The 14,302-nt window shown below is 41.4% G+C and carries 10 protein-coding genes and 1 other annotated feature (1 of these 11 running past the window's edge); of the genes, 9 read left to right on the forward strand and 1 reads right to left on the reverse strand.

Features of this window, described 5'->3' with window-relative positions; genetic code table 11:
* Positions 1 to 16: 16 nt before the first annotated feature.
* Positions 17 to 829 (forward strand): LicD family protein, encoded by an 813-nt coding sequence (locus tag B7708_RS08210; RefSeq protein WP_084975058.1) that lies wholly within the window; start codon positions 17 to 19, stop codon positions 827 to 829.
* Positions 830 to 865: 36 nt separating this feature from the next.
* Positions 866 to 3,391, forward strand: coding sequence for an MBL fold metallo-hydrolase (locus B7708_RS08215; protein ID WP_084975060.1), 2,526 nt, complete (start codon positions 866 to 868; stop codon positions 3,389 to 3,391).
* A 49-nt stretch (positions 3,392 to 3,440) separates the two neighbouring features.
* On the opposite strand, the gene B7708_RS08220 is transcribed toward B7708_RS08215, so the two are convergent.
* On the reverse strand, positions 3,441 to 4,919 hold the full coding sequence (locus tag B7708_RS08220; RefSeq protein ID WP_084975062.1) for an oligosaccharide flippase family protein: 1,479 nt from the start codon (positions 4,917 to 4,919) through the stop codon (positions 3,441 to 3,443).
* A gap of 122 nt (positions 4,920 to 5,041) precedes the next feature.
* On the opposite strand from B7708_RS08220, the gene mecA reads away from it, so the two are divergent.
* The 7 genes from mecA to B7708_RS08255 all read left to right on the forward strand — a co-directional run bounded on the left by mecA (position 5,042) and on the right by B7708_RS08255 (position 14,134).
* Positions 5,042 to 5,782, forward strand: coding sequence for an adaptor protein MecA (gene mecA / locus B7708_RS08225; RefSeq protein ID WP_084975064.1), 741 nt, complete (start codon positions 5,042 to 5,044; stop codon positions 5,780 to 5,782).
* A gap of 148 nt (positions 5,783 to 5,930) precedes the next feature.
* Entirely contained in the window at positions 5,931 to 7,217 is a 1,287-nt protein-coding gene (locus B7708_RS08230; RefSeq protein ID WP_084975065.1) for a homoserine dehydrogenase, read from the forward strand.
* 1 nt (position 7,218) lies between these two features.
* The gene (gene thrB / locus B7708_RS08235) at positions 7,219 to 8,088 is read left to right on the forward strand and encodes a homoserine kinase (protein WP_084975067.1); all 870 of its coding nucleotides are present in this window, start codon (positions 7,219 to 7,221) and stop codon (positions 8,086 to 8,088) included.
* 214 nt (positions 8,089 to 8,302) lie between these two features.
* Complete coding sequence (msrB, locus tag B7708_RS08240) at positions 8,303 to 9,241, forward strand: peptide-methionine (R)-S-oxide reductase MsrB (RefSeq protein ID WP_084975069.1); 939 nt, start codon at positions 8,303 to 8,305, stop codon at positions 9,239 to 9,241.
* Positions 9,242 to 9,300: 59 nt separating this feature from the next.
* Positions 9,301 to 11,025: an ABC transporter ATP-binding protein gene (locus B7708_RS08245; protein WP_084975071.1), complete on the forward strand. Its 1,725-nt coding sequence runs from the start codon at positions 9,301 to 9,303 to the stop codon at positions 11,023 to 11,025.
* 1 nt (position 11,026) lies between these two features.
* On the forward strand, positions 11,027 to 12,775 hold the full coding sequence (locus B7708_RS08250) for an ABC transporter ATP-binding protein (protein ID WP_084975073.1): 1,749 nt from the start codon (positions 11,027 to 11,029) through the stop codon (positions 12,773 to 12,775).
* A gap of 99 nt (positions 12,776 to 12,874) precedes the next feature.
* On the forward strand, positions 12,875 to 14,134 hold the full coding sequence (locus tag B7708_RS08255; protein ID WP_084975075.1) for a TRZ/ATZ family protein: 1,260 nt from the start codon (positions 12,875 to 12,877) through the stop codon (positions 14,132 to 14,134).
* A gap of 62 nt (positions 14,135 to 14,196) precedes the next feature.
* Positions 14,197 to 14,302, forward strand: a sequence feature (ribosomal protein L10 leader region); it runs 30 nt beyond the window's last position.

Here is a 14,302-nt window from a genome sequence, read left to right on the forward strand (position 1 = left end):
TAGGAGAATAGAACGTATGTCTGAGAGAGTTTTAAGTCTTGAAGAAATAAAACAAGTGGAGTTGGATATTTTAAAGTATCTACATGAACTATGTGAAAAGCATCAGATTAAATATTTTATTGATTTTGGAACCTTACTAGGAGCTGTCCGCCATAAAGGATTTATCCCTTGGGATGATGATACAGATATTTCCTTGGCGCGAGATGAATTTGAAAAGCTTTATAAGGTTTTAAAAAATGAGAATCATCCCTACTACAAATTGATTTCATTTAGAGAAACAAAAGGCTATCCTTACAGTTATATGCGTGTCCACGATATTAGAACACGTAGAGACGCCAATCTTCTGGACCCGACAGTTGTATTAGGAACTTGTGTTGACATTTTTCCATACGATGGTGTCGTGACGGAGGAAAGTGATTGTAAGAAAATGAAGCTCTACAAACATTTTGTCCGCCTTTCTTCTTTGAATTTCAAAGGAATTAAATCAGAAAATGGGGGGATAAAAAATCTGCCTCGTTATATTGGATCAGCTATTTTTCGCCTAAGTTCTCCACAAACTTGGAATCAAAAATTAGAGAATCTTGCTTTGAAATATAGTGTAAATCAAGCTACAGATCTTACCTGTACGATATTTGATCCAAGTTTTCCAGAGGGAATCAAAAAAGAATGGCTCTATGATCTGATTGATATGCCATACGAAAACATCGTAGTGAAGGCTCCGAGAAAATACCATGAAATTCTTGTCTACGAATTTGGATCAGATTATATGACTCCACCACCTGTTGAACAGCAGGTTCCAGGAACTGATAAGAATTATTGGATTGATTAGTAAAAGATTGTTTTCATCGAGAAAGGAGTGTTCAAGATGAAGAATAAAAGATTAGTTAAATCAGTCAGTTATAGTTTACTTGCTTTCCTTTTTGTGTTGATTGGTTTATCACAACAAGTTAATGCAGACACCATTACTGCTGGTTCAGGCAATCGTATCCATTTCATAAATACTAAAGCAAAATCTGGGAGTGATGCTATCCTTCTGGAAAGCAATGGTCATTATGCCTTGATTGATATGGGGGAAGATTATGACTTTCCTGATGGGAGTGATCCACGCTATCCAAGCCGCTGGGGGATTTCCATGAGAAATTATCAAGTCTTGGAAGACCGTTTGATTCGCCATCTTGATCAGATTGGTGTTAAAAAACTGGATTTTATTATTGGAACCCATGTACATAGTGACCATATCGGCGGAGCAGATGAGATACTTAACCGTTATCAAGTTGGTAAGTTTTATTTAAAAAAATATTCAGATGAACGGATTACCTCACACTGGGGACTCTGGGATAATCTTTTTAATTACGATAATGCTTTGAGAGCCGCACAAAAACGAGGGGTTACTCTTATTCAGAATATTACAGACGAGGATAGTCACTTTAAATTAGGTGATATGGATATCCAACTCTATAATTATAAAAATGAATATGATGCTGAGGGGAATCTGAAAAAAGTTCGAGATGATAACTCAAACTCAATCGTTTCAGTGGTGACTGTGGCAGGAAAGAGAATCTACCTTGGTGGAGATTTGGATAATGCCGAAGGAGCGGAAGATAAGTTAGGTCCAGTTATCGGCAAGGTTGATATGATGAAATGGAATCATCATTATGATGCGACAATTTCAAATACGATTAATTTTCTTGAAAACCTATCACCAAAGATGATTATTCAGACAACTGGCGGTGATATTAATGTTGCTTCAACCAGAGAATATCTCCAAAAGAAAAATATTCAAGTTCTCAGAGCTTCTAGTCAAACTCAAGACGCTACCGTTTTTGATATTAGTGATAGCGGATTTGCCAATGTTTCTAATCTCTTCCCTGACATCCCTGTAGTTGACGAAAAATGGTATCAAGAAGGTGGCTACTGGAAATATCGTTTAGCAGATGGGGAAATGGCTATCGGTTGGAAAGAGATTGGCGGAGCCACTTACTTCTTTAATGGAAAAGGACAAATGCAAGCAGGCCGCTGGCTTCACCTTAATGATGATTGGGGAGAAAATGCTAAGGGGAATGATTACTATCTCAACTCAAATGGTAAAATGCAAACAGGCGGTTGGTTTAAGCTGGATGGCTCTTGGTATTATATCCAATCAAATGGCGCTAGACGATTTAGTGAACTTTCTGAAATTGGAGGGAAGAAATATCTCTTTGCAGCAGATGGAAAGATGCTAACAGGAAATCAAGTCTTTAATGGCAAGAAGATGTTCTTTACAGACAGTGGTACACTCCAAACAGCAGGTAAGCCTTCAACTTGGCAAAAGATTGACTCAGATTGGTATTTCTATGATGAGGATGGGCTACGGACTATCGGTAAAAAGAATATCAATGGAAGCACATATTACTTTAATCAAGAAGGTGTGATGCAAACAGGCTGGGCCTTTGTTGATAGTCACTGGAACTATTTTGCAAGTTCTGGAGCTATGAAAACTGGCTGGGTTAAGGATCAGGACACTTGGTATTATCTGGACAAAGATGGTATCATGCTCACTGGAAAACAAGATATAAATGGTGTTCGTTACTATTTGAATGCTAGTGGTGCTATGCAGACAGGCTGGAAATGGCTAGAGAATAATTGGTATTACTATGCGAACTCAGGCGCTATGAAAACAGGCTGGATTAAGGATAATGAGAAATGGTATTACCTAAATCAAGATGGTATTATGTTAACTGGAATCCAGACGATTGGCGGTACGCGTTACTATTTGAGTCCTAGTGGTGCCATGCAAACAGGCTGGCAGTGGCTTGATAAACACTGGCATTACTACGCTGACTCAGGGGCTATGAAAACCGGTTGGTTGAAAGAACAAGGAACATGGTATTATCTTGAAGATCAGGAAGGTATCATGTTGGTCGGCTTCCAACAAGTAGATGGTAAGCAGTATTACTTTAGTGCATCAGGAGCTATGCAAACAGGCTGGAAATGGTTTGATAATCATTATCGTTACTTTGAAGCAAGTGGAGCAATGAAAACAGGTTGGATAAAGGATAAAGGAATCTGGTATTATCTCAATCCTGAAGATGGCATCATGCTAGTTGGTCTCCACAAAATCAATGGTGACCATTATTATCTTGATTCAACTGGAGCAATGCAGACTGGTTGGAAACGAATTGACGGTAATTGGTACTATTTCCAAACAGATGGTTCCTTGTTGAAAAATGCAACTACGCCTGATGGTTATAAGGTAAACGAGGAAGGCATTTGGAGACAGACTGTTGCTGCTGTCAATGGCGAAGCAGATCAGTCAGAGAAGAAGCAAGAAGCTAGTTCCTCTATTGCTGAACAGCCAAAACAAGATTCAAATCTAGAAGCCAATACTTCTGACAAGAAAGAAAAAGAATAAATAAGAAACACCCTACTGATAAACGCTCGTTTATCAGTAGGGTGTTCTTTTAGTTTCTTTTGATCTTAGCTAGTACTAGGTTCAGTGCATAGTGAAGTGTTTTATCCTTAGTGAGAAAGAGTGTTAAGAGATAGTAGATTCCACAAGTAGCTATGGTAGAGAGAACCATGAGGATCATGTTGAGGTTCACCGTATAGGAACTGATTTGGAAAATCATCTTGAAAATATAGAAGATCGGGATAAATCCAAGGGATATGAGACCATAACGTGTTAAGGTTACAAAAATTTCTTTTAAATTGATTAGTTGGTGTTTCCTAATAAAATGAATTTCTAAGAGAACAACGATGGCTTCCGCAATAATGGTAGTAGCAATATAATACTCAGGGGCAAAAATATTATTGATATACAAGATACAGTTGAAGAGGAGATTTGCTCCACCACCAGCAAAGTAGAAAGCAGTCAAGCGGTTCTCGTGGTCATTGATAAAGATAATTTGCTTACCAAGAATCAATTCAATAGCCCAGATAATGGTTCGAAAGGCGAAGACGCTGGTCACGATACCTGCCTCAAGATACTTTTCAGAAGAGTAGATAACCGTTGCGTACTTTCCCAAAATCATAATCCCAAAACTAGTTGGAACCATGAGAAAATAGAATAATGATGCCGCTTGATTTACAAGATAATTATAAGAATTGTAGTCCTTTTTTCCGAGATAGTAGCCGAGACGTGGAATGCTGACACTGATAGCTCCACTTAAGACACCAGCAATCAGCATGACGATACTATAGGCAATTGTATAATAAGAAATATAGTTTTCATCTGGTCCCTTGGTGATAAACATTCTATCTAGCAAGGTATAAAGCATATTGGCATTTGCCAAGAGAAGCATAGTAAAGAGTGGTTTAGAAGCCTTAGCTAACTCGATGAAACCAATTTTGACAAAGGAAACTTCTCTCTTGATCCAAAGAAAACTAAGGAGATAGTTGAGGATAGTTGTCGCAGTCATGACGATAGCGTAGGGAACAATGTCATCAGCAGTTTTAACAAAGGCAAATATGGCGACCAGCATGGTAATCCGAATAATCAATGTCTTGTAAAGGATAAAAGCATAGTTTTCATAAGCCTCGTTCATCCATTCGATATTGAGGAATTGGAAGAGTGCTTGGGCCCCTAGGATGTAGTAGAGGACTTTCAGGTTCTCAATGCTGGTGTCAAAGAAGATAAAGAGGAAGTAGATACCAGTCGTCAGGAGAGAAGTGAAAACCGAAATATAAAACAACTTAGAAAAGACATAGTTGATTTTATTCTTGTCGTCCTTAACCTTACTGATAGCACGAATCCCGTAGTTGTATATTCCAAAGGCTGCCAGTGGAATGACAAAGCTAGCCCAGGTATTGGCAGTATTGAAGTAACCGTAGTTGGATTTACTGAGAATCCGCGTCAGATAAGGGTTGGTTATCAGAGGAAAAACGATATTGAGAATATTGACCAGCAAACTGGCCAATGCATTAACTTTTATATTTTTCATTGAACTTTCTTTCTTAAATCTAAAATCATCTCTAGTATTATATCACATTCTCGCTTCATTCTTTTGATAAAATCGTAAAAATCTAGTATAATAGATAGACTGAAAGTATGAGGTTACTAGATATGAAGATGAAACAAATTAGTGATACAACACTGAAAATCACGATGACTTTAGATGATTTGATGGATCGGGGAATGGAGATTGCAGACTTTCTCGTTCCTCAGGAAAAAACAGAAGAGTTTTTCTATGCTATTTTAGATGAATTAGAGATGCCAGACAATTTTCTGGATAGTGGTATGCTGAGTTTCCGTGTGACGCCAAAACCAGATAAGGTCGATGTCTTTGTGACCAAGTCCAAGATTGACCAGAATCTGGATTTTGAAGATTTGGCGGACCTACCTGACATGGAAGAGTTGGCCCAAATGTCACCAGACGAATTTCTCAAAACCTTGGAAAAGAGTATCGCAGAAAAGACCAAGGACGATATTGAAGCTATTCAGTCTCTAGAACAGGTAGAAGCTAAAGAAGAAGAGCAAGAGCAAACAGAAAAGGAAACGGAGAACAAGAAAGAACCTTATATCTACTATATTCTGCGTTTTACAAGCCTTGCTGACTTAGTTGCTTTTGCAAAGACGGTTAACTACCAGATGGAAACATCTGAACTCTATAAGATGAATGGGCACTATTATTTGACAATTTTAGTCGATATTGAAAATCATCCAAGTCCATACCCAGCCTGGCTCTTGGCTCGTATGCGTGAGTTTGCAGACGACAGTGATATCAGTCGTTCGGTTTTACAAGAGTATGGTCGCATCTTGATCAATCACGATGCAGTTCTCGGTCTTCAAAAAATTAATTCATAGTTTTTAGAAATCAATTTTTACTTATCAGAAAAGACGAATCCCATGATTCGTTTTTTCTTTACTAGGCTGAAATAGTGATTTACTATAATAGGAATTTTCACAAAATTCTGTTATAATGGCTATATCAGAAAATTTCTAGGAGACAAACATGACAGTTAAAATTGCTTTACTTGGATTTGGTACCGTTGCAAGTGGTGTGCCATTCCTCCTAAAGGAAAATGGAGAAAAAATCGTTCAGTCGGCTCATTCAGAGATTGAAGTGGCCAAGGTATTGGTCAAGGATGAAGATGAAAAGAACCGCTTGCTTGCAGCAGGAAATGACTTTAACTTTGTAACCAATGTAGATGATATTTTAGCAGACAAGGACATTACAATCGTAGTGGAATTGATGGGGCGTATTGAGCCTGCTAAGACCTTTATCACGCGTGCCTTGGAAGCTGGGAAACACGTTGTTACTGCCAACAAGGATCTTTTGGCTGTCCATGGAGCAGAATTGTTAGAAATTGCTAAAGAGCATAATGTAGCACTTTACTACGAAGCAGCAGTAGCTGGTGGTATTCCGATTCTTCGCACTTTGGCAAATTCATTGGCTTCTGATAAAATCACGCGCGTGCTTGGTGTCGTTAACGGAACTTCTAACTTTATGATGACCAAAATGGTCGAAGAAGGCTGGTCTTATGATGACGCTCTTGCGGAAGCACAAAGACTAGGATTTGCAGAAAGTGACCCGACAAATGACGTAGATGGGATTGACGCAGCTTACAAGATGGTGATTTTGAGCCAATTTGCTTTTGGTATGAAGGTTGCCTTTGACGATGTAGCCCACAAGGGAATTCGCAACATCACACCAGAAGACGTAGCTGTAGCCCAAGATCTGGGCTATGTAGTGAAATTGGTAGGTTCTATCGAGGAAACTCCTTCGGGGATTGCTGCAGAAGTGACTCCAACCTTCCTTCCTAAAGCACATCCACTTGCCAGTGTGAATGGGGTAATGAACGCCGTTTTTGTAGAATCTATCGGTATCGGTGAGTCTATGTACTACGGACCAGGTGCGGGCCAAAAACCAACTGCAACAAGTGTTGTAGCAGATATTGTCCGTATCGTTCGTCGCTTGAATGATGGTACCATCGGTAAAGACTTCAACGAATATAGCCGTGACTTGGTCTTGGCAAATCCAGAAGATGTCAAAGCAAACTACTATTTCTCAATCTTGGCACCAGACTCAAAAGGTCAGGTCTTGAAATTGGCTGAAATCTTTAATGCTCAAGATATTTCCTTCAAGCAAATCCTCCAAGATGGAAAAGAGGATGACAAGGCGCGTGTAGTGATTATCACTCATAAGATTAATAAAGCACAGCTTGAGAATGTTTCAGCTGAGTTGGCCAAAGCTTCAGAATTTGACCTCTTAAATACCTTTAAGGTGCTAGGAGAATAAGATGAAGATTATTGTACCTGCAACCAGTGCCAATATCGGGCCAGGTTTTGACTCGGTCGGTGTAGCTGTTACCAAGTATCTTCAAATTGAGGTCTGTGAAGAGCGGGATGAGTGGTTGATTGAACACCAGATTGGTAAATGGATTCCACATGACGAGCGTAATCTCTTGCTCAAGATTGCCTTGCAAATTGCGCCTGACTTGCAACCAAGGCGTTTAAAAATGACCAGTGATGTTCCCTTGGCGCGTGGTTTGGGTTCTTCCAGTTCTGTTATTGTAGCTGGGATTGAACTAGCCAACCAACTAGGAAAGCTCAACTTATCTAACCACGATAAATTGCAGCTGGCGACCAAGATAGAAGGACATCCTGACAATGTGGCTCCGGCAATTTACGGTAATCTCGTTATTGCAAGTTCTGTTGAAGGAAATGTTTCAGCGATTGTGGCTGACTTCCCAGAGTGTGATTTTCTAGCTTATATTCCCAACTATGAATTACGTACTCGAGACAGTCGTGGTGTCCTTCCTAAGAAATTGTCCTACAAGGAAGCTGTTGCGGCTAGTTCTATCGCCAATGTGGCAGTTGCAGCCTTGTTGGCAGGAGACATGGTGACAGCTGGACAAGCGATTGAGGGAGACCTCTTCCACGAGCGCTATCGTCAAAGTCTGGTCCGTGAATTTGCGACGATTAAGCAAGTAGCCAAAGAGAATGGTGCCTATGCAACCTATCTCTCTGGTGCCGGGCCAACAGTTATGGTATTGGCTTCTCATGACAAGATGCCGAAGATTAAGGCAGAATTGCAAAAGCAGTCTTTCAAAGGCAAACTTCATGGTTTGAAAGTTGATACCCAAGGTGTCCGTGTCGAAACAAAGTAAAGAAATAGAAGATAGGATGGGGAAACTCTTGATTAGAGGGCTTCCTGTCCTTTTTTTGAAAAGAAGTTTATACTCAATGAAAATCAAAGAGCAAACTAGGAAGCTAGCCGCAGGCTGCTCAAAACAGTGTTTTGAGGTTGCAGATGTAAGCTGACGTGGTTTGAAGAGATTTTCGAAGAGTATTAGTTAAGAACTTGATAAAGGAGAAATAAGGATGGCAGAAATTTATCTAGCAGGTGGTTGTTTTTGGGGGCTAGAAGAGTATTTTTCACGTATTTCTGGAGTGCTAGCAACCAGTGTTGGCTACGCTAATGGGCAAGTCGAAACGACCAATTATCAGCTGCTCAAGGAAACAGACCATGCAGAAACGGTTCAAGTGATTTATGACGAGAAAACAGTGTCACTCAGAGAAATATTGCTTTATTATTTCCGAGTCATCGATCCCTTATCAATCAATCAACAAGGAAATGACCGTGGTCGCCAATATCGAACCGGAATCTATTACCAAGATGAAGCAGATCTGCCAGCTATCTACACAGTGGTGCAGGAGCAGGAGCGTATGCTGGGTCGAAAGATTGCAGTGGAAGTGGAGAAACTTCGCCACTACATTCTAGCAGAAGATTACCACCAAGACTATCTTAAGAAAAATCCTTCAGGTTACTGTCATATCGATGTGACCGATGCGGAGAAGCCATTAGTTGATGCGGCAAACTATGAAAAGCCTAGTCAAGAAGTGTTAAGGGAAAGTTTGTCAGCAGAGTCATACCGTGTTACCCAAGAAGCTGCTACAGAGGCGCCATTTACCAATGCCTATGACCAAACCTTTGAAGAAGGGATTTATGTAGACATCACGACGGGTGAACCACTCTTTTTTGCAAAGGATAAGTTTGCTTCAGGTTGTGGTTGGCCAAGTTTTAGTCGTCCGATTTCCAAGGAGTTGATTCACTATTACAAGGACTTGAGTCATGGAATGGAGCGAATCGAGGTTCGTTCTCGGTCAGGAAATGCTCACTTGGGCCATGTTTTCACAGATGGACCTCAGGAATTAGGTGGCCTGCGTTACTGTATTAATTCTGCATCCTTGCGCTTTGTAGCAAAGGATGAGATGGAAAAAGCAGGATATGGCTATCTATTACCTTACTTAAACAAATAAAACGGAGAGGGTGGGGCTTCCCACTTTCTTCATTTCCAGAATAAGAATAGAAGGGATCTATGAAACACTTACTATCTTACTTCAAACCCTATATCAAAGAATCCATTTTAGCCCCCTTGTTCAAGCTGCTAGAAGCTGTTTTTGAACTCTTGGTTCCCATGGTGATTGCTGGGATTGTTGACCAATCTTTACCTCAGGCAGATCAAGGGCACCTCTGGATCCAGATTGGCCTGCTCCTTGTCTTTGCAGTGATTGGTGTTTTAGTGGCCTTGGTAGCTCAGTTTTACTCAGCCAAGGCAGCGGTTGGTTTTGCCAAAGAACTGACAGATGACCTTTATCGTCATATTCTTTCCTTGCCCAAGAACAGCAGAGATCGTCTGACAACTTCGAGCTTGGTGACACGCTTGACTTCGGATACCTACCAGATACAGACTGGTATCAATCAATTCCTACGCCTCTTTTTGCGAGCGCCTATTATCGTCTTTGGGGCTATCTTTATGGCCTATCGCATCTCGGCTGAGCTGACTTTCTGGTTTTTAGTTATGGTTGTCATTTTGACGATTGTCATTGTCGGGTTATCTAGACTTGTCAATCCTCTCTACAGCAGTCTCAGAAAGAAAACGGACCAATTGGTTCAGGAAACGCGCCAGCAATTGCAAGGGATGCGAGTTATTCGTGCTTTTGGTCAGGAAAAACGAGAGTTACAGATTTTTCAAACCCTTAACCAAGTTTATGCTAGATTGCAAGAAAAGACAGGTTTCTGGTCCAGTTTATTAACACCTCTGACCTTCCTGATTGTCAATGGAACCCTTCTCGTCATCATCTGGCAGGGCTATATTTCAATTCAAGGAGGTTTACTCAGTCAAGGTGCTCTCATTGCACTTATCAACTATCTCTTGCAGATTTTGGTGGAATTGGTCAAACTAGCTATGCTGATCAATTCTCTCAACCAGTCTTATATCTCAGCTAAACGAATCGAGGAAGTCTTTGCTGAGACTCCAGAAGATATCCATTCGGAGTTAGAACAAAAGCAAGCTATTAGTGATCAGGTTTTACAAGCCCAAGAATTGATCTTTACCTATCCTGATGCGGCCCAACCTTCTCTGAGAGATATTTCCTTTAATATGAAGCAAGGGCAGATCCTTGGTATCATCGGGGGAACTGGTTCAGGTAAATCAAGCTTGGTGCAAGTCTTACTTGGACTTTATCCAGCAGACCAGGGGAGCATTGACCTTTATCGAAATGGACGTAGTCCTCGTAATCTTGAGCAGTGGCGGTCTTGGATTGCCTATGTGCCTCAAAAAGTCGAACTCTTTAAGGGAACTATTCGTTCTAACTTGACTTTAGGTTTCAATCAAGAAGTATCTGATCAAGAACTCTGGCAGGCCTTGGAGATTGCGCAAGCTAAGGATTTTGTCAGTGAAAAGGAAGGACTTTTGTATGCCCTAGTTGAGGCAGGAGGGCGAAATTTCTCAGGCGGACAAAAACAAAGGCTGTCTATCGCACGAGCAGTCTTACGCCAAGCTCCATTTCTCATCCTAGATGATGCGACCTCGGCCCTCGACACCATTACCGAGTCCAAGCTCTTGAAAGCTATTAGAGAAAATCTGCTAAATACGAGCTTAATCTTGATTTCTCAAAGAACGTCGACACTTCAGATGGCTGACCAGATTCTCCTCTTGGAAAAAGGTGAGCTCCTAGCTGTTGGCAAGCACGATGACTTGATGAAGACTAGCCAAGTCTATCGCGAAATCAATGCATCCCAACATGGAAAGGAGGACTAACATGAGACGACAAACCGCAAACCAGACGCTCAAACGTTTAGCCGTAGATTTAGCAAGCCATCCCTTCCTCCTTTTCCTAGCCTTTCTAGGAACTATTGCCCAAGTTGGCTTATCAATTTATCTTCCTATCTTGATTGGGCAGGTCATAGACCAGGTTCTAGTGGCTGGTTCATCACCAGTTTTTTGGCAAATTTTTCTCCAGATGATCTTGGTGGTCATAGGAAATACACTGGTACAATGGGGCAATCCTCTCCTTTATAATCGCCTAATCTTCTCTTATACCAAGGACTTGCGAGAGAGAATCATCCAAAAGCTCCATCGTTTACCGATTGCTTTTGTGGATCGGCAGGGCAGTGGAGAGATGGTTAGTCGTGTGACCACAGACATAGAACAGCTGGCAGCCGGCTTGACCATGATTTTTAACCAATTTTTCATTGGCGTCTTGATGATTTTGGTTAGCATTCTAGCAATGCTTCAAATTCACCTCCTCATGACCCTCTTGGTCTTGCTGTTGACGCCACTGTCTATGGTGATTTCACGCTTTATTGCCAAGAGATCTTATCATCTCTTTCAGAAGCAAACAGAGACCAGGGGGATTCAGACTCAGTTGATTGAAGAATCGCTTAGCCAGCAGACCATTATCCAGTCTTTTAATGCTCAGACAGAGTTTATCCGAAGGCTGCACGAGGCGAATGACAACTACGCAGGCTATTCTCAGTCAGCCATCTTTTATTCATCAACGGTTAATCCTTCAACTCGCTTTGTCAATGCGCTCATTTATGCTCTTCTTGCTGGAGTGGGAGCCTATCGTATCATGATGGGGTCCACCTTGACCATTGGACGTTTAGTGACTTTTTTGAACTATGTCCAACAGTATACCAAGCCCTTTAACGATATTTCTTCAGTGCTAGCCGAGTTGCAAAGTGCTCTCGCTTGCGCAGAGCGTGTCTATGCTGTCTTAGAAAGTCCTGAGGTGGCTGAAACAGGTAAGGAAGTCTTGACCAGTGACCAAGTCAAGGGAGCTATTTCCTTTAAGCATGTTTCTTTTGGATACCATCCTGAAAGGATCTTGATTAAAGACTTGTCTATTGAAATCCCAGCTGGTAGCAAGGTAGCCATCGTTGGTCCGACAGGTGCCGGAAAATCAACTCTTATCAATCTCCTCATGCGTTTTTATCCTATTAATTCGGGAGATATCTTGCTAGACGGTCGTTCCATTTACGACTATACCCGAGCGTCATTGAGACAGCAGTTTGGCATGGTACTCCAAGAAACCTGGCTCAAGCAAGGAACTATTCATGACAATATTGCCTTTGGAAATCCTGATGCCAGTCGGGAGCAGGTGATTGCTGCTGCAAAGGCAGCCAATGCAGACTTTTTCATCCAACAGTTGCCACAGGGATACGATACTAAGTTGGAAAATGCAGGAGAATCTCTCTCTGTTGGTCAGGCTCAGCTCTTGACCATCGCCCGAGTCTTTCTAGCTATCCCAAAGATTCTTATCTTAGACGAGGCAACTTCCTCCATCGATACGCGGACAGAAGTGCTAGTACAGGATGCCTTTGCTAAACTCATGGAGGGGCGCACTAGCTTTATCATTGCCCACCGCTTGTCAACCATTCAGGATGCGGATTTGATTCTAGTCTTGGTGGATGGTAACATCGTGGAATACGGCAATCATCAGGAACTCATGGCTAGAAAGGGCAAGTATTACCAAATGCAAAAAGCAGCAGCTTTTAGCTCTGAATAATCCTTTCTATTTTGAAATCTTATGGACAAAAAAAGTTGCCTTCGGGTGACTTTTTTGTTACAATAGCTAGAAAAAATCAGGGTCTTAGAAGGAGAAAAAATGAAAGTCTACCAGCATGTAAATATCGTGACTTGTGACCAAGATTTCCATATCTATTTGGATGGTCTCTTAGCTGTTGAAGCATCTAAAATCGTCTATGTTGGTCAAGAGAAGCAAGAAATTTTAGAGCAAGCTGGGCAGATTATAGACTATCAGGGAGCCTGGATCATGCCTGGTTTGGTTAATTGCCATACCCATTCTGCTATGACAGGCTTGCGAGGGATCCGAGATGATAGCAATCTTCATGAATGGCTCAATGACTATATCTGGCCAGCAGAAGCAGGTTTTACTCCCGACATGACTACCAAGGCAGTCAAAGAAGCTCTGACAGAGATGCTCCAGTCAGGAACAACCACCTTCAACGATATGTATAATCCCAATGGTGTGGATATTGAGAGAATTTATCAGGCAGTCAAGGCTTCTAAGATGCGTTGTTATTTCTCACCGACCCTCTTTTCTTCAGAGACAGAAACAACTGCTGAGACCATAAGCAGAACACGAGCTATCATCGAGGAAATCTTAGGATATGAAGATCCAAATTTCAAGGTTATGGTAGCGCCACATTCTCCATACAGCTGTAGCAAAGACTTGCTTCAAGCGAGCTTAGATATGGCCAAAGAGCTGAATATTCCTCTCCATATCCATGTGGCGGAGACTAAGGAGGAATCAGGAATTATCCTGAAACGCTATGGCAAACGTCCCCTCGCCTTTCTAGAAGAACTGGGTTACTTAGATCATCCGTCTGTCTTTGCTCATGGGGTCGAACTAAACGAGCGAGAAATTGAACGCTTGGCAACCTCTCAAGTGGCTATCGCCCATAATCCCATTAGTAATCTCAAATTGGCCTCAGGAATCGCTCCAATCATCCAACTCCAAAAAGCAGGAGTAACAGTGGGAATTGCGACAGACTCGGTTGCTTCTAATAACAATCTAGATATGTTTGAGGAAGGACGGATAGCCGCCCTCCTTCAGAAAATGAAGAGCGGAGATGCTAGCCAATTTCCTATCGAAACAGCCCTCAAGGCTTTGACGATTGAAGGAGCCAAGGTCCTCGGTATGCAAGAACTAATTGGAAGTCTTGAAGTTGGCAAGCAAGCGGATTTTCTGGTCATTCAACCACAAGGGAAAATCCATCTCCAACCTCAGGAAAATATGTTATCTCACCTCGTTTATGCAGTCAAATCCAGTGATGTTGATGATGTCTATATTGCAGGAGAACAAGTTGTCAAGGAAGGTCAAGTTTTGACGGTAGAGATTTAAAAAAATTTCAAAAAAAGTTTGCAAAAATCTTGCATTCTTTTTTTGTCTATGCTATACTTATATACGGTTTGAAAAAACTGCCTAAGACAGTAGGGGAGCTCGACTCGTAAATATCCTACCGAGGACAAAACGTATCATGTAAAAAGAAGCGTATTGTACTTTCGTGTC

This window comes from Streptococcus oralis subsp. dentisani (genome assembly GCF_002096615.1).
Classification (GTDB): Bacteria; Bacillota; Bacilli; order Lactobacillales; family Streptococcaceae; genus Streptococcus; species Streptococcus oralis_U.

Bases quoted from the DNA above. Each gene is read 5' to 3' on its own strand.
- B7708_RS08210 (WP_084975058.1), top strand. From the start codon at position 17: ATGTCTGAGAGAGTTTTAAGTCTTGAAGAAATAAAACAAGTGGAGTTG.
- thrB (WP_084975067.1), top strand. From the start codon at position 7,219: ATGAAGATTATTGTACCTGCAACCAGTGCCAATATCGGGCCAGGTTTT.
- msrB (WP_084975069.1), top strand. From the start codon at position 8,303: ATGGCAGAAATTTATCTAGCAGGTGGTTGTTTTTGGGGGCTAGAAGAG.
- B7708_RS08220 (WP_084975062.1), bottom strand. From the start codon at position 4,919: ATGAAAAATATAAAAGTTAATGCATTGGCCAGTTTGCTGGTCAATATT.
- mecA (WP_084975064.1), top strand. From the start codon at position 5,042: ATGAAGATGAAACAAATTAGTGATACAACACTGAAAATCACGATGACT.
- B7708_RS08230 (WP_084975065.1), top strand. From the start codon at position 5,931: ATGACAGTTAAAATTGCTTTACTTGGATTTGGTACCGTTGCAAGTGGT.
- B7708_RS08215 (WP_084975060.1), top strand. From the start codon at position 866: ATGAAGAATAAAAGATTAGTTAAATCAGTCAGTTATAGTTTACTTGCT.
- B7708_RS08250 (WP_084975073.1), top strand. From the start codon at position 11,027: ATGAGACGACAAACCGCAAACCAGACGCTCAAACGTTTAGCCGTAGAT.
- B7708_RS08255 (WP_084975075.1), top strand. From the start codon at position 12,875: ATGAAAGTCTACCAGCATGTAAATATCGTGACTTGTGACCAAGATTTC.
- B7708_RS08245 (WP_084975071.1), top strand. From the start codon at position 9,301: ATGAAACACTTACTATCTTACTTCAAACCCTATATCAAAGAATCCATT.